Source organism: Chromatium okenii (assembly GCF_002958735.1).
GTDB classification, from domain to species: domain Bacteria; phylum Pseudomonadota; class Gammaproteobacteria; order Chromatiales; family Chromatiaceae; genus Chromatium; species Chromatium okenii_A.
Map to the genome: position 1 here is coordinate 912,686 of NZ_PPGH01000037.1, position 21,299 is coordinate 933,984.

Consider the following 21,299-nt stretch of genomic DNA (forward strand, 5'->3'; position numbering starts at 1 on the left):
TCACTAATCAGACAAAAGTTGTTGTTTTGATACACTGTGTATGAATTTACACTGCTACAGCCCGCAGTGCGGGTTATCATAAGCACTGGCGCGTTGCGGCGGCAGTTGCCCACTTCACTTTCTCCCAACTGACCAGACTTGATGACGCTCGGCACGTTTGTAGCATCACCTGAAAAGAGCATCCGAGATGCTTGAATATAAAAGTGAAATCATGTCATTAACGCCTGATTGTCTCGCTCAACTTAAATTGCGGCAGGCGCCGTTCGAGGCAATGCCCGACGAAACCTTTTTGTATACAGACCCGTTGCTGGAGAGTCTGGTCGAAACGGCAATTCGAGCGTTGGCGGTATCGGGTGCAATTGTCATTTTGGCGGGCGCAGACGGTGCGGGGCGCAGCATTCAATTGATGCGTTTGCTCGGCGGGTTGGGTGAGCAGTTTGAAATCATTGCGTTTCGCGGACGCGCCAGCATTCCTTTTGCGGCAGTGGAAGCGACGATTCGTCATCACTTTGACACGCTCGGTTTGGATCATCCTGAACGAACAGTGCGGGAACTGTTGACAGAGCGCGGGCGCAGTGGCGTGGCGGTGGTGCTGGCGGTCGATGATGCACATTTACTGGGCACGGAAAGCATTGATCGTTTGCTGCGTCTGCGCAGTGAAGTTTTAGAAACGAGCGGACAGGGTTTGCGGCTGGTGTTGGTTGGCGATCCTACGCTCAATCGCAACCGCTTGCCGCTGCCGGATGTCGCAGATGCCAATCAAGTGGTGCGCTTGAATCTGCGCCCATTTAATCTCGAACAAGCTGGCGCGTATTTGCGACATCGGCTGCGGGTTGCTGGCGCTGATGATCCGATGACTTTTCTCAGTTCGGGTGATATTGCTGCGCTGCAATCAAGCGGTCAGGGTATTCCAGCGGCGTTGAATGCTCAGGCGAATGCGTGGCTGTTGCGCCGTTGCCGCAGTGCGCACGGAGTACGTCAATCCATCGTGGGCAAAATTAGTCATCTGATGATGCCAACCAGTGCAGCGGCGGCACCAGCCGAAGTAGCATTAACGCCAAGTCGTTTAGCGACTGCGGACTCGCCCGCAGCACCCGAACCGCCACCTGCGCCACCGCTTGCGCCACCACCATCATTTGCACCAGAAACGTTTGCGCCGCGCCAGCCGCCACCCCATTTGGCAGGAATGCTAGATTTGGAAGAACGGGTGACGTTGTCACAAGCTCCGCCACAAAATCCTGAATTGTCACGGTTTTTGGTGCAGGAAGAAAAACTCAGTGAACTCTCTGATTTTGATCGCGTTCTCAGCCAAATTCGCAACAGCCAATTACCGCCGCTGCCCACTTCATCAACGCCTAAACCCACGCCCAAACCGTCGCTCACCACTGCGGCGCAGATGATTAATCGCTCGTGGTTTATTCCGGCAGTGCTGGGCGTGGTGATCGTGATGATCGTGGTGCCAGTGGTATGGCAGCTTCACAGCGCCAAACCGACTGCGCCAGCGCCGGTTGCTCCGGTGACGCCGGTGATGCCAATACCGCCACGGTTGCCGCCGCGCACGACCGATGCTGCGCCGCTGCATCCCGTGCCGCTCAATGCTGACGATCAAACGAATCCTGTTGCAGTGAATCAGCAACCGCTGCCTGCGACCACGCCGGAAGAGCCTCCACGTCAATTTGGAACGCTCGGCGCTGAGGAACCGCGCCAGCCACTACCGGTTGCCGCGCCAACTGTGCCGGTTAAAATTGATGTGGCTGCCGATCAAGATTGGTTGAAAAGACAAGACCTTGGGCGTTTTACCGTGCAAGTCATCGCAGCGCGTACCCAAGCGATTGCCACTGATTTTATTGAGACAAATCAATTAGAAGGCTTTCATGTCGTTAAAACGCGGGCATTTTTGGTGGTGATCGTCGGCAGCTATCCAAATCGGGCGACAGCGGAAAATGCTATTCGCGCCTTGCCTGCCGCAGTGCGAGCAGGTGGTCCGTGGGTGCGTACCATTGGCTCGGTGTTGGAGTCACAGCGTTAATTTGCTGCAATAAGCTATGCTTGACTAAGCACCGCGAGGATTTGGCGCATGGACATTCATTCTGCAATCCCTTCAATTCCAAGCCGTTTTGTGCCGCAGACGACGACCAGCACTGCGCCTGTAAAACCAACGGCAAACGATGCAGCAGCGTCCTCAACTTCTGCGCCTTCAACCACAACGGAAGCTCGTGCTGCGGCTCGCACCACTGCAACTGCGGCAGTGAAAACCCTAACGCCGGATGAGCTGGCGGCGCTGCAATTTTTAAAACAACGCGATACCGAAGTTCGCGCCCATGAGCAGGCACACATGGCAGTGGGCGGACGCTACATCACCAGCGGCGCGAATTACAGTTATCAAACTGGCGCAGATGGAGTGCGTTACGCGATTGGCGGTGAAGTCGGCATTGACACCTCGCCGGTGGATGGCGATCCGGCAGCGACACTTGATAAAGCGCGAATCGTGCGGCAAGCGGCGCTGGCTCCGGCTGAACCGTCAGGGCAGGATTTGCAGGTCGCCGCTGCCGCAACCACGATGGAAACCAACGCTGCACAGGATTTGCGCACCTTGACGCAGTTGCAGCAGAAAAAGCAGGAAACGGAATTGGCACAATCGCGGGCGCAAATGTCAACCGAACGTGACGCTGCATCAACGACTGCGCCGAATGCTGATTTGACTGCGCGTGACCAACTGACGCAGCGTATTTCTGCTTTTTTCACTGGTGCAGCATTTGGCAATTTCAATCAGTTCGCTTAAACATCAACGCTCGCGCCAGCAGCCATACGCTCAAGTTCCCAGCCCGGTCGCCGTTACGACGGCTGATAACAACCGGAGGAACCGATGATGTTCAAACAGGAAGTGGTTGCTTCACCCAGCACCCAAACGCCGACGTCCATCAGGCGATTTTCTCCTGCGCTGATTTTGGGATTCATGCCAGCTTTTCGGCATCGGGACAGCGGTGAAGTGCGGTTATGCCGAGGCGCTGATGGGCAGTTGGCGAATCAACACCTATTCGATGCGTTGCCCGCATACTGGATCGCCGAACGCGATGAGGATGGATGTTCAATCGCATTGGTCGCAGCGGTGGAGGCAGGTTATTGGCGCAGCGATGGGTTTTGGCGTCTGATTGATCTTCTGCATCCGAATTTAGATAGCTGAATCGCAATGGAGAACACGAATTGAATAATCAACGTTTGCATCGAATTGGCGTATTAACCAGCGGTGGTGATGCGCCCGGTATGAATGCTTGTTTACGCGCCATTGTGCGCACAGCGGTGTATCACAATTTAGAAGTGATTGGTTTTCAACACGGTTATCGCGGCGTATTACTGGGCGAATATCAAGTGCTTGATGCGCGGTCAGTTGCCAACATTATTCAACGCGGCGGAACGATTCTCGGCAGCGCCCGTTGCCCGGAAATGCACCACGCAGAAGGTGTAGAACGAGCCGCTAAAAACTTAAAAGGATTGGGAATTGATGCGCTGCTGGTGATTGGTGGCAATGGTTCAATGCAAGGTGCAGTGTCATTATCAGAACATTGGTCTGGGCAAATCATTGGTTTGCCGGGCACAATTGATAATGATCTCGGTGGCACCGATTGGACAATTGGTTTTTTCACTGCGTTGGATACCGCATTAGATGCAGTGGATCGACTGCGTGACACTGCCGATGCGTTCGACCGTATTTTTTTATTAGAAGTGATGGGGCGTCATGCTGGGTGGATTGCATTATTTACTGGTATTGGCGGCGGCGCTGAAGAGATTTTAATTCCCGAACAGGCTTATGATCCTGAAACCATTATTACGCGCATTAAAGAATATCGCGCTCGCGGTAAAAAGAGTTTGGTTGTCGTCGTCGCAGAAGGTGCTTGTAACGGCGGAGTGCAGCAAGTCGCTGTAGATATTGAAGGTCATGGTTTTGAAACGCGCACCTGCGTTCTCGGTCACGTGCAACGCGGCGGTTCTCCAGTGGCATTAGATCGTTATCTCGCTACTGAATTAGGCGTTTTTGCAGTGCAATCATTGCTGGCTGGCGAAACGCAAATGCTGGCGGGCAAATTAGGACAAGCCAATCAACTCGTGCCCTTGCGTGAGGCGCTGGCAGATCGCAATCATCAACCACCCACGCATTTATTAAAAATCAATCGTTTTTTAGCGACCTAAACGCTGCGTGATTCACCAAAAAAGCCGCGTTTTTTGAATTAAAATGGCGGCTTTTTTAATGGCTTAAACCGCGCTATCAATAATTCGTTTACCCCACGCCCGCGCTGCCGCAATCACTTCAGCGGAATCAAGCGAAGTCGGCACACCATCGCGCACCACCTGATGCCCACGAATCCACACTTGTCGCACCTGCTGCCGACTCGCCGCATAAACCAATTGCGAGCCGGGATGATAGACCGGCTGCGTGTGTAAATCGTTGAAATCCAACGCAACAATATCCGCCGACTTGCCCACTTCCAGCGAACCAATTTCATCTGCCAAACCCAGCGCCAGCGCTCCATTGATCGTCGCCATCCGCAGCGCGGCAGTGGCAGACACAGCAGTCGCAGAACCGGCAACGCCTTTGCCGAGCAGCGCCGCCGTGCGCATTTCTCCCAATATATTCAAATCGTTATTGCTCGCTGCGCCATCGGTGCCGAGCGCGACATTCACGCCCGCTGCCAGCAATTTCTCCACCGGACAAAACCCGCTCGCCAACTTGAGATTGGATTCTGGGCAATGCACGACGTGCGCACCAGTCTCCGCCAGCCGCGCAATTTCCGCATCGTTAAGCTGCGTCATGTGAATGGCGAGCAGCCGCGAGTTGATTAGCCCGAGCTGATCGAGGCGCTGGAACGGGCGCTGCCCGTGATCGCGTTCTGATTGCACAATTTCATCATGCGTTTCATGCAGATGCAGATGAATCGGCACGTCAAGCTGCGCGGCCAGCGCGTTGATCCGCTGCAACGGCGCATCCGATACGGCATAGGGCGAATGTGGCGCAAAGGCGACGCGAATCAGCGGGTGGTCACGATACGCAGCGTGAAGCGCCAGCCCTTTGCTCAAATACTCGTCGGCGTTGGCGGCATAACCGGTCGGAAAATCCACCACAATCATGCCAATCACCGCTCGCATTCCCGCATCTGCCGTCACCTGCGCGGTGACTTCGGGATGAAAATACATGTCGTGATAACAGGTGACGCCGCCGCACAACATCTCCAGCACCGCCAGCCGCGTCCCGTCGCGCACAAACTCCGCATCCACCCAGCGTTGCTCGGTCGGCCAGATGTAATCGTGCAGCCACGTCATCAGCGGCAAATCGTCCGCCAATCCGCGCAGCAGCGTCATCGCCGCGTGGGTGTGCGCATTGACCAAGCCGGGAATCAGCACATGTTCTGGCAATTCAAGCACTTGCTGCGCGTGAATTGACTGCCGCGCTTCCGCTGCCGGCACAATCGCCACAATCCGCCCGTCGGCGATGGCGAGCGCGTGGTTGGTCAATTGGCGATTGTCCCGATCAACGGGAAGTATCCACTGCGGATAGATGACGAGTTCAGCCTGCATCGGTGCGTCCTTTGGTTATAACGGGGAATCAGCGAGAATGCGCGGCAACATGCCACATGGAGCGAATGATGAAAACCACTGCACCAACCATTCCCACGCCTGACGATGCCGCGCTGTGGCACGACGGGCATTTGTATTTAGCCGATCAGCGGATTTTGCCGCAGCGGGCAGAATTTCTCGTTTACGATCAAGCCGCTGCCGTCGCCGACGCGATTCGCGCAATGGTCGTGCGCGGTGCGCCAGCGATTGGGATTGCTGCTGCCTATGGCGTGGTGTTAGCCGGACGCGCTGCGTTTACCGCTGCTGGCGCGGGCTGGAAAACGGCAATCACGGCGGATTTAGCCCGGCTCGCGGCATCGCGCCCGACGGCGGTCAATCTATTTTGGGCGCTGCGGCGGATGGAGGCGTTGATCGCGCAGCTCGCTGACGGCGATCCGACTGGCGCGTTGTTAAACGAGGCGTTGGCGATTCATCAAGAAGATCGGGATGCGAATCGGCGCATCGGTGAGTTGGGCGCGGCGCTGATAACGCAACCGACTGACATCATTACACATTGCAACGCTGGCGCATTGGCGACTGGCGGTTATGGCACGGCGCTGGGCGTGGTACGCAGCGCGTTTGCGGCGGGTAAGATCGGGCGCGTGTTTGCGGATGAAACCCGCCCATGGCTGCAAGGTGCGCGGCTGACGGCGTGGGAATTGATGCACGACGGGATTCCGGTCACGTTGCAGGCGGACTGCGCGGCAGCGAGTTTGATGGCGACGGGAACGGTGGGCTGGGTGATTGTCGGCTCGGATCGGATCGCGGCGAATGGCGATGTGGCGAACAAAATCGGCACTTATGGTTTAGCGGTGCTGGCGAGGCATCACGGAATCAAGGTGATGGTCGCTGCGCCGACGTCGACGGTGGATATGAGCATCGCCAGCGGCGCGGAAATTCCAATTGAAGAGCGCGATCCAGCGGAATTGCTGGGCTGTGGCGGGCAACAATTAGCGCCGGTGGGCTGCGTGGCGCGAAATCCGGTGTTTGATGTGACGCCGGCGGCGCTGGTGGATGCCATCGTCACTGAGCGCGGGGTGGTTTTGAATCCGACAACTGAAAAGATGCGGGGGCTGATGGGGTGAAGTTTGATAACCGCATCATGCTGGGGTGATGCGGTTGATGGCGCTCAATATCTATTTACCTGTTGATAGACTCCAGCTCAAACCATCCTTGTTAAATGTGATTAAAATTTACAAAAAATACCATCACTTTTACGAAAAGGGTTTTCCTGAATTAATCGAGGGATTGTAGTTCCATAACAACCAAATTTTTTCCACGCTTTAGAACATATTCCGCGTTTTTCATCATCAAAGGCTAAAGACAAGCCTTTCACACATGCTTGATTATATGGCGATTCAGGTCCTCTGATTTTCATTCCAACTTTATATTCAATTTTTGTTTCTGTATCGATTCTCATATTCAGGTCTTTACAAACCATTGTCGCTTGCAACGCATAGCAAAAATCTTTTACTAAATCCTCGTATCTAAGATTTTTTTCTTGACTCAAATTCTTGGCGTTGCCGTTTGAATCTGTCCCGACTGAAAAGTCGTAAATAACTAACATTTTTCCTGATTCAATCCCTTTTCCAGAGTATTTGCCAAGTTCTGCCAGAGTAGATTTATTATGCCAAGCACCATTTAGATATGTAACTATCTCTGCCGTGTAGTTACCAAATAAAGGCAGCGTTTTATTAGTAAAATCCTTACTAATAAATGATCCATCGCTTTCTACAAAAATATCATAATCTTGGGCTGAATACCCTCCTATTTTAGATGATAGTGTAACCCCTAATTTTGTTCTAGGAGGAAGATTTGTAATACCTTTTATGAACACTTTTCCATCAATAAGTTCGTGCTCAACAATCAAATTAAGATCAGCAGCAGGAACACTTAGACCAAACAACAGGCATAACACAAAAAACATAACTTTAGTAATCGGTAACATAGATACCCCTTTGTTTTTGCTAACAACACCTAGTAAAATGATTACTGCAACAGAATTTCGCTTTCTAAGAATCATGTCAAGTACTTTTTGCAGACAAACTACAACTTTTTAAGAATGTTCTCGTATTCTTTGTGAGAACCAATCCAAAACAATATATTTCAGTGCTTTTTATAGATATCACTATGATGTCCGACAAGAATGACGACGATAAACAGTTCACTATTTTTGATCTCATAAATTACTCGATAATCGCCTACTCTAATGCGCCAAGCATCTCTCCCAGATAGTTTTTTACATCCCAGTGGTCTGGGATCGTTCCCTAAATCATGTATTGCTATGATGATTTTTTCTTGATCTAAACAAGATATTTTTGCCAACGATTTTTGCGCTGATTTCTTTATTTGAATGGAGTAAATCACTCAAATTTTCCTGCTTTTATTTCCGCAACCGCTTGATCAAAATCTATAAAGCTATCATCTTCTTGTTTGGATCGGTCATAAGCACGGATTTCATCTAGTTCTTCCATCTCTTCAATAATTTCTTGCCATTCAGAATACGGTATAACGACAGATTTCTTGTTCAAGTTTTCATCGACAATATATTCAGCATGTATGTTCATCAAGTGTTACCTAGTTAAACCGCTGTGATTTTAGTGGTATTTTATTCGGAATCTAAAAACTGTGAGAACCAAATTATCCACTGTTTTTAGCGCAAGCAACTTGTCAGGCAACATCTGTCAGTTTTTGCGCAATACCTTTACCACACGTTGGTGGCGGCAATGGTTTACCCTCTTGTTTCCATAACGCTAACCATTCATCAACAATTGTACAAAGTTCGGTATAAACAGTTATTTCATCATTCCCGTGACAGCATGGACCAATAACACCAGGGCATTGACCAACAAAGCATTGATCTTCATCCGACCATTCGACAATTTTTAAATATCTAGTACTATCTTTCATCGCGTTGTCTCTTCGATTTTTTGTTTAACTTCACGCTCTTGATAAGGTTTTGCATCGTCACTGAGCTTGCCGGAAATCGTGATTCGAGACCCAGAATCATGCTCAAAATTCCGGTGGCTTCCTTTTCCACCACGATTTTTAAATCTTGCTTTTTCAAGATCGCGTAACAATGATCTAATTTTACGAGGCATAATTTTTCTATATTCTGATGCCCTACAATAATTTTGTCGTGTGTGAAATCACAGATCACTCAAATTCAAAGGTTGATATTTTTTCAAAGCTTCACCCGCGAAACCTGATAAAAAATCTTCAGATTCAGCAAACAAAAAATCCCACTTTTTTCAACTGACAATTCATCCAATAGCCATCTTGCAATCATATTTTGCTGAATATCAGGGAGCTTAGAAGCCTCTTGAAATGCCTGTTTAAGTAATTGCGTCATGTTATTTCTCTTTGTTGCTGTGAACGAAATTTCATAGATGAATTAGAAACACTTTTTGCGCGGCATTATCAGATTTATTGCGAGGCTTTTAATCAGGATGCTAACTAAAAGAAATCAATCGAACTTTTTGATTGGTTTATGGTTTGTGGTTCAATTAAACCCTGCGCTAATAAGTTATCGTAAAAGCAACTTTGATTACGTCCGTGTTCCTTGGCGTAATAAAGCGCCTTATCGGCTTGACCAAGCACTATAGATGAACCGGGTTGGCGGGTAATTTCTGCAACGCCTATGCTAATTGTGACTCGCCCAACACCCGGAAAAGAATACTGAGCAATGGTATTGCGGGTGCGTTCACAAACCATTTGCGCATCCTCACACGAAAAAGTGCGAAATAACGCGACAAATTCTTCACCACCATAACGAAATAATAAATCTTCTTTACGGAAAATGTTTTCAAGCTGGCGAGCCAGTAAAATCAAAACTTCATCGCCGTAAAGATGTCCCCATTCGTCATTGATTCGCTTGAAATGATCCACATCAAGCAAACACAACCACGCATGAGAACCGTCAAGAGTGCGACGACGTTTTGCTGCTGCATAATCGTGATATTGCGCATTACTCACAATGATTTTAGTGATTTCACTATCGAGAATTTCACGATTTAAGAGATTGGTAAGCGTGTCGCGGTGGCTTTCCTCAAGTAAAGAAAGATAGTTAGAATAAATCCGCAATAGACCATAAATCAAACGACGAGATTCAAAACTCGCTTGTTTACTTTTATGCAGGAGCATCCCATAAATATCATCATGTTTTGTATAAACAGGGTAAAGAATATGGGTTGCAGCATTTTCTGGATCATGTCTTTCAACTAACGCTTGAGTTTCGACGGCTTGAGTGACTAATTCAAGTAACCACGGTGGCAGCTCATGCTCGTGTATTTGATGCTCAGAGATGACAACGCCTTGATTTGCATAAGTCAATAGCGAAAGTCTTAATTCTATTATGCCATCAACATCAACTGTAGTAATGCGATAAAAACGAAATTCATCACTCAAAAATAATTCTGATAAGGTGACAGCAAGGCTGCGTTCTAATAGTTCACGGTCTTTATAACGGGTGATTTCTGCAAGCGAATCGACAATTTTCAAAGTTGATAGTTTGCTGGTGAATCCACAGTTGCTACGCCGATCTTGCATCATCACAAAATTCCTCTAAAAACATCAGTTTTTAATCATTATAAGCGCGATAATGCTAACCAGCACATCACCGTTTTAATCTTCTAAATTCTATTGAATAATTTAATTTAGCAATTAAAACGATGATGTTTCAAACGTTATTCGTGTTAATTCAAACCGCACATTCCGCCAGCACAACAGGAACCCGTTGCGCAACTTGGTGCATTGCCGCTACCAAGGTGATGACTAGAAATCACATTGCCGCCAGTGGCTAAACGATGCACTGGCGCATCCACAGAGGTGTCACCAGGCTCTAAACCCGCGCAGGCGCACAATTCGCCCCAAGTCGTCAGCGTGTCGCGCATTCGGTGCGAGACTTCGACCACGCGATCATTGATTTCACAGCGATAATCGTAAGTTGGCATAAGCAATAACTCCAAATAAAATAGCCACTTGAGAAGTTTAAGTGCTCTGTCATGCGGATCAAGACAGGCAAGTTTTTGTGTGTCATTAGGCGGACCAGAGTCGCTCACGTCCGCCCATGTACGGGCGCAAGGCTTCGGGAATCAAGACATCGCCGTCGGCTTGTTGGTAATTTTCCAACACTGCAACTAAAGTGCGACCAACCGCCAAGCCGGAGCCATTAAGTGTGTGGAGAAGTTCCGGTTTACCACTTTCAGGATTGCGCCAGCGAGCTTGCAAACGCCGAGCCTGAAAATCGCCGAAGTTGCTGCACGAAGAAATCTCACGGTATGCCTGCTGACCAGGTAGCCAGACTTCCAAATCATAGGTTTTGCGCGAAGAAAATCCCAGATCACCAGCGCACAGCGTCACCACGCGATAGGCCAAACCCAACCGTTGTAAAATTGCCTCAGCATGACCGGTCAGCGTTTCCAGTGCCGCCATTGATTCTTCTGGGCGCACCAGTTGCACTAATTCAACCTTTTCAAACTGATGCTGGCGAATCATCCCGCGAGTATCTTTGCCATAAGACCCCGCCTCGCTGCGAAAACAGGGCGTATGCGCAACCCATTTGCGCGGCAACAGCGCGGCGTCAACAATCGTATCTCGTGCCAAATTTGTCACTGGCACTTCAGCCGTTGGTATCAAATACAAAGGCTTATCGCCGGAAACTCGAAACAATTCCGCCTCAAATTTGGGTAATTGCCCAGTACCTTGTAGACTGTCGGCATTGACCAAATAAGGTACATATGTCTCAGTATAACCATGTTCAGTGGTATGAATGTCGAGCATGAACTGAATCAACGCCCGATGTAGCCGTGCCAGTGTTCCGGTTAACACCACAAAACGCGACCCCGTAACCTTTGCAGCAGCATCAAAATCCATACTTCCATTGCCTACACCGAGATCAACGTGATCAAGTGGTGAAAAAGCAAATGTTGGAATTTCGCCCCAGCGCCGCTCTTCACGGTTATCTGCCTCGCTGCGACCGTCTGGTACACTAGCATCTGGCAGATTGGGCAAATTCAGACTAATCGCGTTAACTTCTTGTTGAATCTCATTTAATCGTGTATCCGCCGCTTTGAGTTGCTCGCTAAACTCCGCCACTTCTGCCAGCAAAGCGGCAATATCCATACCAGAGGCTTTAGCTTGACCAATTATCTTCGAGCGGGTATTGCGTTGATTTTGCAGTTCCTGCACTGCAATTTGTAAACCCTTTCGCTCCGTTTCGAGAGCAATAAATCGCGTTTGATCTAATACCAAACCACGCCGCGCTAATTGTGCTGCGACCTGATTTAAATCATTGCGCAACCATTTTGGATCCAACATACCAATTCCTATTCTTTATTCAGGTTTTTTGTAAAGATCGCGGTAAAATCATCAATCATATAATCTTCTTGAATATGACACTTGGCATCAAGCGTCTGCGCAATTCTAATAATATCTTGCGGCAAATAAAAGTTGTAGGTGAAAGAGGTATTTTTACCTTTAAGTAGATTAAAGATAAAACCACAACGCGACGCCGCAAAACAATTTTTAATAAACTGTACAGTTTCATCACGGGTAAAGGTATTCATTGCGCCACTGCAAATATAATAATCTGCTTCTGGTATCGAATCATGTAATACATCACAGATTAAAATCTCGCAACCAGTACGAATTCGCGCTGTTGCAGCCATTGGCTCCATCACATCAAGACCAATATAACGCTGCGGTAATTCGCTGCGTTGCTTCAGATAACAGTAGAGATCACCAAAACCACAGCCAGCATCAACCAATGTTAACCGAGAAAGATCAGTTGGCAACAATTGACGCATAATCTCAAATCGCAATTCTTGTGTTTCCGCTGAATTCCAGTGTACGCCCTCAGCAGTTTCACCATATTGATCTAGCGCACTACGGTAAAATGCTTCATTATTAACTCTTGGCATTGATAACTCCTTAGGTGTGATTTAATCATCGTGCTATTTTGCTACAGTACGCAGCGTTTGTTATGGTTAGCAGCTATAGTTATTTTTGCTTAAATATCGCATTGATTAAATTGAAAATAAAACTTTCATGCTGTTACGTCTCTAATAACATCTCAGGATTTTAACGATGAATCGCATATTAATCTTTGTTTTTATAACGCTTGTTAGCTTGACAAGCCTTTCAGTGAGTGCAGTAGATGTAGTTTTAACGATGGATCGCTCCCTCAGCATGAAAGGTAATGATCCAGACCGCGAAAGTATCAAGGGTGCAGAACTATTTACTGAACTTCTTGACAGTAACGATCAACTCGCATTGACAACCTTCGCTCAAAGCAGTGAATGCCTGTTGCCATTAACGCCGCTAACCGTTCCAAACACACGACAACAGCTTAGTTCTTCGCTTGAAGCGTTGCAAATGAGCGGTATTCGTACCAACTTTGAATCGGCGCTGCGCGTAGCTTATCAGATGTATCAAGATCAATCGCCACAAACAACGCCCAAGAAACGTGTGATGGTGCTATTTTCCGATGGACAACTCAACCTCGGTAGTGAAGAAGCAAATCAAGCTGCGCAGCAGGCTATTTTTAATGAAGTAGTGCCTAAATTTCAGTCTGCCGGTATTCGTATTCTTGGTGTTGCTTTTTCACCTGAAGCCGATCTTAATTTTTTAAGCCAAATTGCTGATGCAACAGGTGGTCTGGCATTTCGTGCTGAAAAACCCTCTGATATTTATGATGCTTTTGTACGATTATTTGAGCAAACCGATCAATCACTGAGTGCACCAATTGTTAACAATGAAGTTAAAGTTGACGCAAAGGTTGACGCATTAAAACTCTTAGTCAAACGTGACGCTAATAACGGCTTGGTAGAACTGACAAACCCAAGTGGTCATCGTTTTGGTGCTGCTGATAAAGAACTCGGAGTAGAGTGGAAAAGAACACCTTATTTTGATCATGTTACAATTCAAAAGCCAGAAATCGGCACTTGGAAAGTTAAAACAGACAATGATAATAAAAGAGCTTATATTGACAGTGATCTTGATTTACAAATTAAATTACCAACGCTAGCGCGATTCAGTGATGAAGTAATTATTGCTGCAAAGCTAACATATCACGGGTTGCCAATTAATCCTGAAGTTATTAAAAACATAAGTTTTTCTGCGATAGTCTTTGATAACACAGAGACTACCATACAACAGCTTGATTTTAAAGCCAAGTTCTGTTGACTTATTAGCTCAGGATCAACGTGGCATTCTTAAAGCACCTCATCCTGGCGCATTTGAAGTTCAGGTTATTGCAAATGGTTCTGATTTTCAACGCCAAAAGACTCGATTCATCACGTTAATTGATGCCAATCATGCACATTTTGCAGTGCCTCCACCAGCAATGAACGGTTATACTTCTGAGCCAGCAGTGATAGAAACACCGCCAACTTTGGATCCTATTAAAGAACAGGCGACTAAACGTTCAGCTCTATTGGTATTAGCACTTACGAATTTAGTGATTTTTTCTATCATCGGTATTGTGGCAGGTATTTGGTGGTGGCGAAAGCATCGACAGGTTAAAGTTGATGATAATTTTAACGATTTATAGCAAGCTAATTTGACGTTCACAGCATATTCAACAACGTATCATATTCTCACTATGAGCCTAATCTACTACTTTTCAATCTACGGTCTCCTTGAGGCACTGATTGTTAGTCTACTTGCAACTATGTTTTTTGGTTTCAATTGGTGGAAAATGTATCGTTTGCAAAAACGACAAGTACAAATCGATAACAGCATCGTAGAACAGTTTAAGGCAGAAATTATTAGAATTCACGAATTGCCTGCAACACGACCTGAACTAAATGATGTACATGTTTTGTTGTTAAAGGCAATTGGAATGCCGTTCAAAAAACATCAAGTTAACCAGATAGATTCATGGAATGAAATTATTCATCAGATGGAGCGCTATTTTGAGAATTTGACACAAACAACTCAGGCAAATAGCCAATCAAACTCTATCACACTAAAAAATACCGATACTGATGTCTATGCACCTGAAAAAGAAGTAGTGGAGGATGAATTATCAGCAGAAAGCCTAGACTCGGCTATCACTGATTTGATGTCACATTATCAAGCTGCAAATTCTGCGATTTTGAACAATCAGGAAGCAACAGATGAAATGAAAGTAAAGTTTCAAAATTTGCAACTTGTTAATCAAGAGCTCCGCTCCATCATTCAATCAGAAAAAACCAGCGAACTATTAGAAAAGTTTGATGCTTATGAGCAAATGAATGCGGTATTTATGCGAACAATTGCAGTTAAAGAACGTAATTATAAATCTCTTGTTAAAGAACACGAAATGCTGGAGGTGTATATTCACAATTTACAAGTAACAGTTACTAATTATCGCAAATCAATTCAAAAATTATTAATTAAAGAAAGTAGTTTAGTGGAGGAAAATAGATTATTGCTTGAACAGCAAGAAAGTAATAATCGTTTAGTTACACGCTTAAATCGTAACTACAAAACGTTACGTAACGAATATACTAAACTGTTTGAAACGACAATACACTAAAGTTTGGCGTAATTTAATTTTCCCTCGATTGACATTTCACAATGCACAAGCGCACATATGTGCGCTTTAATTCGTTCTATTCTCTACACAAACTTTGTAGGTCATTCCCGTGTTAAGCAAACAACGGCGCACTCGCTGTATCGGATTTGATCCGGGCGTTTTGTGTTTTAAGCCGTGTGGACAGCGAGGACAAACACTGGAAACAGTGGCGCTGCGCAATGACGAATTGGAGGCACTCCGGTTAATGGATTTTGAGGGGTTATATCAGGAAGAGAGCGCCCAGCGGATGGGGATTTCACGCACCACATTATCGCGGACTTTAGTGACAGCGCGGCATAAAGTGGTCGATGCGTTGCTGAATGGTAAGCGATTGGTGCTTATTAAGACCGAATTAACGACAGCTGTTGATTAAAAACACCTTATTTACACGCACATTAAAAATCGGAGTGAGATGATGAAAATCGTAATTACCGCTAATGATAACCAGGGTTTAAATGGTCAATTGGCGCAACATTTTGGACACTGCCCTTTTTTTGCAGTAGCAGAAATTGATGCTAATCATCAGGTGATTTCTGTAACCGTAGAACCCAATCCCTATGCTGAAAACCATCAGCCAGGGCAGATTCCGCAATTCGTAAAAACGCTGGGTGCGGATGTGGTGCTTGCAGGCGGTATGGGCGGGCGAGCAATTGAGTTTTTTCAACAACTTGGAATTGAAGTTGCCAGCGCAGCACATCCTAAAGTTGGCGATGCGTTGAACGCATATCTCGCCGGGCAATTATCTGGCGTAGTGGAATGCAATCATGATCATGGGCATCATTGCTAAATCACTTTTTAGCACGAGATGATCACGCTCGTGCTAATTTTTTCATTCTTTACTATTGAGAATTTCCAATGAAAGTTGTCATCACTTCGAGCGGTTTGGATTTAGATTCCGCAATTGATCCCAAGTTTGGACGCTGCGCTTATTTGGCATTATTTGATACTGACTCCAACACTTTTAATGCAACCGCTAATCCATTTCAGGATGCACGCGGCGGCGCAGGGACTCAAACGGCGCAATGGGTACTCAATCAAAACGCCACAGTGTTGTTAACTGGACACTGTGGTCCAAAAGCCTCGGCAGTGCTCAACACTGAAAACATTCGCATCGTTGAAGGGATAACTGGGACTGTGCGCGAAGTGCTGGCGCAGCTTGCTCATTGATTTATAACGGAGAACACGGATGAAACCGCTCACCATCGCCATCGCCAGCGGCAAGGGCGGCACTGGTAAAACCACGATTGCAGTCAATTTGGCGCTGGCGGTGCCAAATGTTCAATATCTCGACTGCGACGTGGAAGCACCCAATGGACACTTGTTTTTGCACCCAAAAACACTGACTACCGTTGCGGTGCGGGTGTTGCTGCCACAGATTGACGACGAGTTGTGCACAGTCTGCGGTGATTGCGCTAAAGCTTGTGAATTCAACGCTTTAGCTGTCACTAAACAGCGCGTTTTAGTTTTTGCTGATCTGTGTCATTCCTGCGGCGCGTGTAGTTATGTCTGTCCAATCAGTGGCGCGATTACTGAAATCGAGCGCGACATCGGTACGGTAAGTATTGGTGTTGCAGAAAAGCTACCAACAGTGCAAGGGCTGCTGAATATCGGCGAAAGCAGCGCAGTTCCTGTCATTAAAGCTGTGCGTGAACAAGCACTTCCTCTCCAACATCGTATCCTTGATGCACCGCCGGGGACAGCCTGTGCGATGGTGGAAACCGTGCGAGGTGCAGATTATTGTTTGCTGGTAACAGAGCCAACCCCCTTTGGTCTCAATGACTTAGAGCTGGCTGTTGGTGTGACGCGAGCATTAGGCGTTCCCTGTGGATTGGTGCTCAATCGCTGTGATGTCGGCGATCATACAGTGTTGGATTATTGCCACGAGCAAGGAATTCCAGTGCTGCTGTCGATTCCGTATGAACGGGCATTAGCAGAGGCGTATTCACGTGGAATACCCTGGGTGACGGCACAACCAGCGTGGCGCGAGCGGTTTCAAACTTTATGGCAAGCGATTGAAAAACAGGTGATAAGCGCATGATTTTGAAAGAGCTCACTATCATCAGCGGTAAAGGCGGCACTGGCAAAACGACGGTCAGTGCGGCATTTGCGGCACTCGCCAACAATAAGATCGTCACCGATTGCGACGTGGATGCGGCAAATTTACATCTGTTGTTAAATCCACAAATCCGCCAGCGCGAAGATTTTACTGCAATGCGCACACCGCGCATTGATCCTGAACGCTGTATTAACTGTGGTGAATGTGAAACATGGTGTCGATTTGATGCAATCAGCCATGATGCGAGCACTTATGTGATTGATGCGCTGGCGTGTGAGCACTGCGCCTTGTGCGCTCGCGTCTGTCCGAGCGGAGCAATTCAACTAAAAGATACAGTGAGCGGAGAGTGGTTTATTTCTGACACTGCACACGGAACGTTGGTTCATGCGCGGCTGGGAATTGGCGAAGATAACAGTGGAAAACTGGTGACGCTGGTGCGACGCGAGGCGCGACAATTGGCGACTGAAGAAGGCGCTGCGTTAATCATTAATGATGGACCACCGGGAATTGGTTGTCCGGTGACGGCAGCAATTACTGGTGTTAATCAAGTACTTGCAGTGACGGAGCCAACGTTATCGGGCATTCACGATTTGCAGCGCGTGGCGGGATTATGCACTCACTTTCGTATTCCGCTGATGGTGTGCATCAATAAATATGATATTAATTCTGACAATACCGCGCAATTGCACGAATGGTGCACAAATAACGCGATTACTGTAGTTGGACAAATTCCATTTGATCAAGCAGTCAATCGGGCATTGGTAGCGCGGCGCAGCGTGATTGATATTGATTGCGGCGCAGTGACAAGCGCAGTGCGGCAATTATGGGAAACAGTACAGGCGCGATTGATAAATTAGCAATACACTTTTGACAGCGCCACAATCAATAATTTATTCATCAGTGTTTATGCTTTTTACAAACAGTGATGAGGTGTTTATTTTATTGATTATGGCGCTATTTTGTTCGGATTGATCGCTTTTATATTGCGATTCAATACCTGCCTATGAACGACAAGACAATCACACATCTTTTTCTGCCTCGCCATAGTTTTAATTCACGTCCATCGTTTTTAATTTCAATCCGTTACCACGATGGTCTGCATCAACAAGATTCAAGCAATTGCCGATGAATCTCGCTGCCCTTATGTTGCGTGTTTCCGCGCAATCGCGGAATCTCAGCATCTATCATTTATCACGAGATTGACTAATGCGCCAAAATTCCACCGATGCGATTAACCGCCCTGCGACCCGCAAACTCGGCCCACTCATGCACCTGTTGCGGTTTACGCGACCTTATTTTCGACAAATGGCGGTGGCGGTGGTGGCGTTGCTCATCGCGGCTGGCGCAGTGCTCGCGTTCGGGCAAGTGATTCGCGTCGTGGTCGATTCGGGTTTGAGCACGGGTTCGGCGACGGCGCTCAACCATTCGCTGCTGCTATTTTTAACCGTCGTGGTGCTGATGGCGGGCGCAGTGACGGTGCGCTCATATTTGCTCAATTGGATCGGCGAGCGCGTCGTCGCTGACATTCGTAAAGCCGTGTTTAATCAGGTGTTGGCGCTGGATGTCGGTTTTTTCGAGGTCACTCGCGCTGGTGAAGTGATTTCGCGGTTGACCAGCGATACCGCGCTGCTGCAAGTCGTGGTCGGTTCGACGCTGGCGATGGCATTGCGCACGTCGATGTTGGTGCTCGGCGGATTGGTCATGCTGGCGTTCACCAGTCCGGGCTTAACCGGTTTGGTGTTGATTGGCATTCCGTTTGTGATTGGGCCGACGTGGTTGCTGGGGCGACGAGTGCGCAAATTGTCGCGTTCCAGTCAAGACCGGATCGCTGATGTGGGCGCGTATGTGGACGAGGTGATTCACGGCATTCGCACCGTGCAAGCGTTTTGTCACGAGCCAGTGGATCGGGCGCATTACAGCGATCAAGTTGAATCGGCATTTGACGTGGCGCTCAGTCGGTCGCTCACCAGCGCCGTGCTGTCAGGCGCAGCGACGATGCTGACGTTTGGCGCAATTGGCGTGGTGCTGTGGATCGGCGGGCATCAGGTGCTCACCGGCGCGTTGAGCGGCGGCGAACTTTCCGCGTTTCTATTTTATGCGGTCGTGGTCGCTGGCGCAGTTGGTTCATTGAGCGAATTGATTGGGCAATTGCTGCGCGGCGCTGGCGCGAGCGAGCGCCTGATGGAGCTGCTCGAAATTCAACCGGCTATTCTGCCGCCGTCCCAGCCGTTAACGCTGCCGTCACCGCCACGCGGACAAATTGCGTTTGATGCAGTGCGGTTCATTTATCCGGCGCGACCCGATGCGCTGGCGTTGAGCGATTTAACGTTGACCGTTGCGCCGGGCGAACGGCTGGCGCTGGTCGGGCCGTCCGGCGCAGGAAAAACCACGTTATTTCAACTGCTGCTGCGGTTTTACGATCCGAGCGCGGGCGCGATTCGGTTTGATGGCGTCGATATTCGCCAACTTGATCCACACGAATTGCGGCAGCAATTGTCGCTGGTGCCACAAGACCCGGTGATTTTCGGAGCGAATGCGTGGGAAAACATTCGTTACGGCATGGAATCCGCCAGCGATGCCGATGTGCGGCGAGCTGCCGAAGCTGCTCATGCGTTGGAATTTATTGAACGGCTGCCGCAGGGCTTTGACACCTATCTCGGCGAGCGCGGCGTGCGGTTGTCCGGCGGCGAGCGCCAGCGCATTGCGATTGCGCGAACCATTTTGCGCAATCCGCGTTTGCTGCTGCTGGACGAGGCGACCAGTGCGCTGGACGCCGAAAGTGAGCGGCTGGTGCAGGAAGCGTTGGAAACGTTGATGCAGGGGCGCACCAGCATCGTGATTGCGCATCGGCTGGCAACGGTGCGCAACGCCGACCGGATTCTGGTGCTCGATCAAGGGCGAATTGTCGCTGCCGGTCGTCACGAGGAATTGATGGCGGAAGGCGGGTTGTATGCGCGGCTGGCGACGCTGCAATTTCAATCGTCAACCGACTGAAATCTCGCGCAATCCGGCGGCGAGATTGGGATAACGCAATTCAACGCCGAGTTCTTCGCGCAGTTTGCGATTGGACAGCCGCCGCGATTCCGCCATGTACGAACGCATCCCCGCCGAAAGTTGTTCCATTGCCTCGCTCAACGGCAACAGCGGCGGGTGCGGCAAACCCGCTGCATCGGCAACCGCGAGAAAATAATCGGTCATGGTGCTGGGATGACCGTCGCAAACGTTGTACACCGCGCCATTCACGCCGCGCTCCATGGCGGCAAGACAAACAGTCACCAAATCATCAACATGAATCCGATTGGTGTAGGGCGCTTCTTCCGCTCGCACTAGCGGAATGCTTTGCTGCAACCGCGCCAGCGGCAATCGTTGTGGATCGTAAATTCCCGCCACGCGCAAAATGACCACTTCGCCGCCAGTAGTTTCGCGCCACTGCTGCAACCGTTGTTCGGCATCCCAGCGGCGGCGCGACCGATCAGCTTGCGGCTGCACCGGATGGGTTTCGTCGATCCACGCGCCCTGACAATCACCGTAAACGCCGGTGGTGCTGATGTAAACGATGCGCTGCGGCTGGCCGGTGCGAGTGAACAGTTGCAGCAAATTTTGCGTGTGCAAATCAATCACGCCCGATTCTGGCGGCGGCGCGAAGTGAAAAAGATGCGTTCCGGTCGTGATCAACGCTGGTGCTGGCGCGTCATCAGTCAGCAAATCATGTTGAATACTGGGAATTTCCGCTGCCGCCAGTCGCGCCACACTTGCCGCGCTGCGCACCACGCCTTGCACGGGTTCGCCGCGCTCGCGCAGTTGTTGTGCCAAGCGCGAGCCCACTTCGCCGCAGCCGATAATGATGTTGTTGGTCATGGTTTTTCGTTCCGGGTTTGCTTTGAATTGGCGTTAACGATCAGCGGCGAGAACGAAGATTGCAAGCGATGCGAGCAAAGCGCCTTGACGCTGCCCGTCACAATCTTTAGTATTCGCGCCTCGCAACATTCCCTGGTAGCTCAGTCGGTAGAGCGGGTGACTGTTAATCACTAGGTCGGCGGTTCGAGCCCGTCCCAGGGAGCCAAATTTAAGAAA

26 protein-coding genes and 1 tRNA gene are annotated in these 21,299 nt (G+C 48.8%); 15 read left to right on the forward strand and 12 right to left on the reverse strand.

Going from position 1 to position 21,299, the window contains the following annotated elements; all coding sequences use genetic code 11:
* Nucleotides 1–187: 187 nt before the first annotated feature.
* From CXB77_RS16220 to CXB77_RS16235, 4 genes are all read left to right on the forward strand, one after another.
* Complete coding sequence (locus CXB77_RS16220) at nt 188–2,029, forward strand: AAA family ATPase (RefSeq protein ID WP_105072332.1); 1,842 nt, start codon at nt 188–190, stop codon at nt 2,027–2,029.
* A 48-nt stretch (nt 2,030–2,077) separates the two neighbouring features.
* Nucleotides 2,078–2,782 carry a putative metalloprotease CJM1_0395 family protein gene (locus tag CXB77_RS16225; RefSeq protein ID WP_105072331.1) on the forward strand — a complete coding sequence of 235 codons (705 nt, stop codon included), beginning with the start codon at nt 2,078–2,080 and terminating at the stop codon, nt 2,780–2,782.
* A gap of 84 nt (nt 2,783–2,866) precedes the next feature.
* Nucleotides 2,867–3,184, forward strand: coding sequence for a hypothetical protein (locus tag CXB77_RS16230; RefSeq protein WP_105072330.1), 318 nt, complete (start codon nt 2,867–2,869; stop codon nt 3,182–3,184).
* Between the two features lie 20 nt (nt 3,185–3,204).
* The gene (locus CXB77_RS16235; protein WP_105074650.1) at nt 3,205–4,188 is read left to right on the forward strand and encodes an ATP-dependent 6-phosphofructokinase; all 984 of its coding nucleotides are present in this window, start codon (nt 3,205–3,207) and stop codon (nt 4,186–4,188) included.
* A gap of 63 nt (nt 4,189–4,251) precedes the next feature.
* On the opposite strand, the gene CXB77_RS16240 is transcribed toward CXB77_RS16235, so the two are convergent.
* Complete coding sequence (locus CXB77_RS16240; protein ID WP_105072329.1) at nt 4,252–5,571, reverse strand: TRZ/ATZ family hydrolase; 1,320 nt, start codon at nt 5,569–5,571, stop codon at nt 4,252–4,254.
* 68 nt (nt 5,572–5,639) lie between these two features.
* Here CXB77_RS16240 and mtnA point away from each other — a divergent pair, with 68 nt between their 5' ends.
* Nucleotides 5,640–6,695 carry an S-methyl-5-thioribose-1-phosphate isomerase gene (gene mtnA / locus CXB77_RS16245; protein WP_105074797.1) on the forward strand — a complete coding sequence of 352 codons (1,056 nt, stop codon included), beginning with the start codon at nt 5,640–5,642 and terminating at the stop codon, nt 6,693–6,695.
* A gap of 101 nt (nt 6,696–6,796) precedes the next feature.
* Here the strand turns inward: mtnA and CXB77_RS16250 are convergent, their stop codons facing one another.
* The 10 genes from CXB77_RS16250 to CXB77_RS16295 form a co-directional block, all read right to left on the reverse strand.
* On the reverse strand, nt 6,797–7,633 hold the full coding sequence (locus CXB77_RS16250) for a hypothetical protein (protein ID WP_105074651.1): 837 nt from the start codon (nt 7,631–7,633) through the stop codon (nt 6,797–6,799).
* Between the two features lie 83 nt (nt 7,634–7,716).
* Nucleotides 7,717–7,977 (reverse strand): type II toxin-antitoxin system RelE family toxin, encoded by a 261-nt coding sequence (locus tag CXB77_RS16255; protein ID WP_105074652.1) that lies wholly within the window; start codon nt 7,975–7,977, stop codon nt 7,717–7,719.
* Nucleotides 7,974–8,177, reverse strand: a complete 204-nt coding sequence (locus CXB77_RS16260; protein WP_105074653.1) for a hypothetical protein — start codon at nt 8,175–8,177, stop codon at nt 7,974–7,976. The genes CXB77_RS16255 and CXB77_RS16260 overlap by 4 nt, the downstream gene beginning before the upstream one ends.
* A gap of 103 nt (nt 8,178–8,280) precedes the next feature.
* Nucleotides 8,281–8,520, reverse strand: a complete 240-nt coding sequence (locus CXB77_RS16265) for a hypothetical protein (RefSeq protein WP_105074654.1) — start codon at nt 8,518–8,520, stop codon at nt 8,281–8,283.
* Nucleotides 8,517–8,711, reverse strand: a complete 195-nt coding sequence (locus CXB77_RS16270; protein ID WP_105074655.1) for a type II toxin-antitoxin system HicA family toxin — start codon at nt 8,709–8,711, stop codon at nt 8,517–8,519. Before CXB77_RS16270 ends, CXB77_RS16265 begins: the two co-directional genes overlap by 4 nt.
* A gap of 83 nt (nt 8,712–8,794) precedes the next feature.
* Nucleotides 8,795–8,962, reverse strand: a complete 168-nt coding sequence (locus tag CXB77_RS16275) for a hypothetical protein (protein WP_197711085.1) — start codon at nt 8,960–8,962, stop codon at nt 8,795–8,797.
* Between the two features lie 104 nt (nt 8,963–9,066).
* On the reverse strand, nt 9,067–10,161 hold the full coding sequence (locus tag CXB77_RS16280) for a GGDEF domain-containing protein (RefSeq protein ID WP_105074656.1): 1,095 nt from the start codon (nt 10,159–10,161) through the stop codon (nt 9,067–9,069).
* A gap of 143 nt (nt 10,162–10,304) precedes the next feature.
* Entirely contained in the window at nt 10,305–10,562 is a 258-nt protein-coding gene (locus CXB77_RS16285; protein ID WP_105074657.1) for a regulator, read from the reverse strand.
* A gap of 85 nt (nt 10,563–10,647) precedes the next feature.
* Entirely contained in the window at nt 10,648–11,928 is a 1,281-nt protein-coding gene (gene serS / locus CXB77_RS16290) for a serine--tRNA ligase (protein WP_105074658.1), read from the reverse strand.
* A gap of 8 nt (nt 11,929–11,936) precedes the next feature.
* Nucleotides 11,937–12,530, reverse strand: coding sequence for a class I SAM-dependent methyltransferase (locus CXB77_RS16295; protein WP_105074659.1), 594 nt, complete (start codon nt 12,528–12,530; stop codon nt 11,937–11,939).
* Between the two features lie 166 nt (nt 12,531–12,696).
* Here CXB77_RS16295 and CXB77_RS16300 point away from each other — a divergent pair, with 166 nt between their 5' ends.
* The 9 genes from CXB77_RS16300 to CXB77_RS16340 all read left to right on the forward strand — a co-directional run bounded on the left by CXB77_RS16300 (nt 12,697) and on the right by CXB77_RS16340 (nt 20,219).
* Entirely contained in the window at nt 12,697–13,794 is a 1,098-nt protein-coding gene (locus CXB77_RS16300; RefSeq protein WP_105074660.1) for a vWA domain-containing protein, read from the forward strand.
* Complete coding sequence (locus tag CXB77_RS16305; protein WP_105074661.1) at nt 13,769–14,161, forward strand: hypothetical protein; 393 nt, start codon at nt 13,769–13,771, stop codon at nt 14,159–14,161. Before CXB77_RS16300 ends, CXB77_RS16305 begins: the two co-directional genes overlap by 26 nt.
* Before the next feature lie 51 nt (nt 14,162–14,212).
* Nucleotides 14,213–15,130, forward strand: a complete 918-nt coding sequence (locus tag CXB77_RS16310; RefSeq protein WP_146108853.1) for a hypothetical protein — start codon at nt 14,213–14,215, stop codon at nt 15,128–15,130.
* 109 nt (nt 15,131–15,239) lie between these two features.
* The gene (locus CXB77_RS16315; RefSeq protein WP_105074663.1) at nt 15,240–15,542 is read left to right on the forward strand and encodes a DUF134 domain-containing protein; all 303 of its coding nucleotides are present in this window, start codon (nt 15,240–15,242) and stop codon (nt 15,540–15,542) included.
* Nucleotides 15,543–15,584: 42 nt separating this feature from the next.
* Complete coding sequence (locus CXB77_RS16320) at nt 15,585–15,956, forward strand: NifB/NifX family molybdenum-iron cluster-binding protein (RefSeq protein WP_347338165.1); 372 nt, start codon at nt 15,585–15,587, stop codon at nt 15,954–15,956.
* Nucleotides 15,957–16,024: 68 nt separating this feature from the next.
* Complete coding sequence (locus CXB77_RS16325; protein ID WP_105074665.1) at nt 16,025–16,336, forward strand: NifB/NifX family molybdenum-iron cluster-binding protein; 312 nt, start codon at nt 16,025–16,027, stop codon at nt 16,334–16,336.
* Between the two features lie 19 nt (nt 16,337–16,355).
* Entirely contained in the window at nt 16,356–17,207 is an 852-nt protein-coding gene (locus tag CXB77_RS16330; protein ID WP_105074666.1) for an ATP-binding protein, read from the forward strand.
* Nucleotides 17,204–18,082, forward strand: a complete 879-nt coding sequence (locus CXB77_RS16335; RefSeq protein ID WP_242445787.1) for an ATP-binding protein — start codon at nt 17,204–17,206, stop codon at nt 18,080–18,082. The genes CXB77_RS16330 and CXB77_RS16335 overlap by 4 nt, the downstream gene beginning before the upstream one ends.
* Nucleotides 18,083–18,431: 349 nt before the next feature.
* Nucleotides 18,432–20,219 carry an ABC transporter transmembrane domain-containing protein gene (locus tag CXB77_RS16340; protein WP_105074667.1) on the forward strand — a complete coding sequence of 596 codons (1,788 nt, stop codon included), beginning with the start codon at nt 18,432–18,434 and terminating at the stop codon, nt 20,217–20,219.
* On the opposite strand, the gene CXB77_RS16345 is transcribed toward CXB77_RS16340, so the two are convergent.
* Entirely contained in the window at nt 20,208–21,083 is an 876-nt protein-coding gene (locus CXB77_RS16345; RefSeq protein ID WP_105074668.1) for an SDR family oxidoreductase, read from the reverse strand. The genes CXB77_RS16340 and CXB77_RS16345 overlap by 12 nt on opposite strands.
* A 129-nt stretch (nt 21,084–21,212) precedes the next feature.
* Between CXB77_RS16345 and CXB77_RS16350 the strand changes: the two genes are divergently transcribed.
* Nucleotides 21,213–21,288, forward strand: a tRNA-Asn gene (locus CXB77_RS16350).
* The last annotated feature ends 11 nt before the right edge of the window (nt 21,289–21,299 follow it).

Coding starts and splice junctions, on each gene's coding strand:
- CXB77_RS16220 (WP_105072332.1), top strand. CDS start 188: ATGCTTGAATATAAAAGTGAAATCATGTCATTAACGCCTGATTGTCTC.
- CXB77_RS16225 (WP_105072331.1), top strand. CDS start 2,078: ATGGACATTCATTCTGCAATCCCTTCAATTCCAAGCCGTTTTGTGCCG.
- CXB77_RS16230 (WP_105072330.1), top strand. CDS start 2,867: ATGATGTTCAAACAGGAAGTGGTTGCTTCACCCAGCACCCAAACGCCG.
- CXB77_RS16240 (WP_105072329.1), bottom strand. CDS start 5,571: ATGCAGGCTGAACTCGTCATCTATCCGCAGTGGATACTTCCCGTTGAT.
- mtnA (WP_105074797.1), top strand. CDS start 5,640: ATGAAAACCACTGCACCAACCATTCCCACGCCTGACGATGCCGCGCTG.
- CXB77_RS16250 (WP_105074651.1), bottom strand. CDS start 7,633: ATGATTCTTAGAAAGCGAAATTCTGTTGCAGTAATCATTTTACTAGGT.
- CXB77_RS16260 (WP_105074653.1), bottom strand. CDS start 8,177: ATGAACATACATGCTGAATATATTGTCGATGAAAACTTGAACAAGAAA.
- CXB77_RS16265 (WP_105074654.1), bottom strand. CDS start 8,520: ATGAAAGATAGTACTAGATATTTAAAAATTGTCGAATGGTCGGATGAA.
- CXB77_RS16270 (WP_105074655.1), bottom strand. CDS start 8,711: ATGCCTCGTAAAATTAGATCATTGTTACGCGATCTTGAAAAAGCAAGA.
- CXB77_RS16275 (WP_197711085.1), bottom strand. CDS start 8,962: ATGACGCAATTACTTAAACAGGCATTTCAAGAGGCTTCTAAGCTCCCT.
- CXB77_RS16280 (WP_105074656.1), bottom strand. CDS start 10,161: ATGATGCAAGATCGGCGTAGCAACTGTGGATTCACCAGCAAACTATCA.
- CXB77_RS16285 (WP_105074657.1), bottom strand. CDS start 10,562: ATGCCAACTTACGATTATCGCTGTGAAATCAATGATCGCGTGGTCGAA.
- serS (WP_105074658.1), bottom strand. CDS start 11,928: ATGTTGGATCCAAAATGGTTGCGCAATGATTTAAATCAGGTCGCAGCA.
- CXB77_RS16295 (WP_105074659.1), bottom strand. CDS start 12,530: ATGCCAAGAGTTAATAATGAAGCATTTTACCGTAGTGCGCTAGATCAA.
- CXB77_RS16300 (WP_105074660.1), top strand. CDS start 12,697: ATGAATCGCATATTAATCTTTGTTTTTATAACGCTTGTTAGCTTGACA.
- CXB77_RS16310 (WP_146108853.1), top strand. CDS start 14,213: ATGAGCCTAATCTACTACTTTTCAATCTACGGTCTCCTTGAGGCACTG.
- CXB77_RS16320 (WP_347338165.1), top strand. CDS start 15,585: ATGAAAATCGTAATTACCGCTAATGATAACCAGGGTTTAAATGGTCAA.
- CXB77_RS16325 (WP_105074665.1), top strand. CDS start 16,025: ATGAAAGTTGTCATCACTTCGAGCGGTTTGGATTTAGATTCCGCAATT.
- CXB77_RS16330 (WP_105074666.1), top strand. CDS start 16,356: ATGAAACCGCTCACCATCGCCATCGCCAGCGGCAAGGGCGGCACTGGT.
- CXB77_RS16335 (WP_242445787.1), top strand. CDS start 17,204: ATGATTTTGAAAGAGCTCACTATCATCAGCGGTAAAGGCGGCACTGGC.
- CXB77_RS16340 (WP_105074667.1), top strand. CDS start 18,432: ATGCGCCAAAATTCCACCGATGCGATTAACCGCCCTGCGACCCGCAAA.
- CXB77_RS16345 (WP_105074668.1), bottom strand. CDS start 21,083: ATGACCAACAACATCATTATCGGCTGCGGCGAAGTGGGCTCGCGCTTG.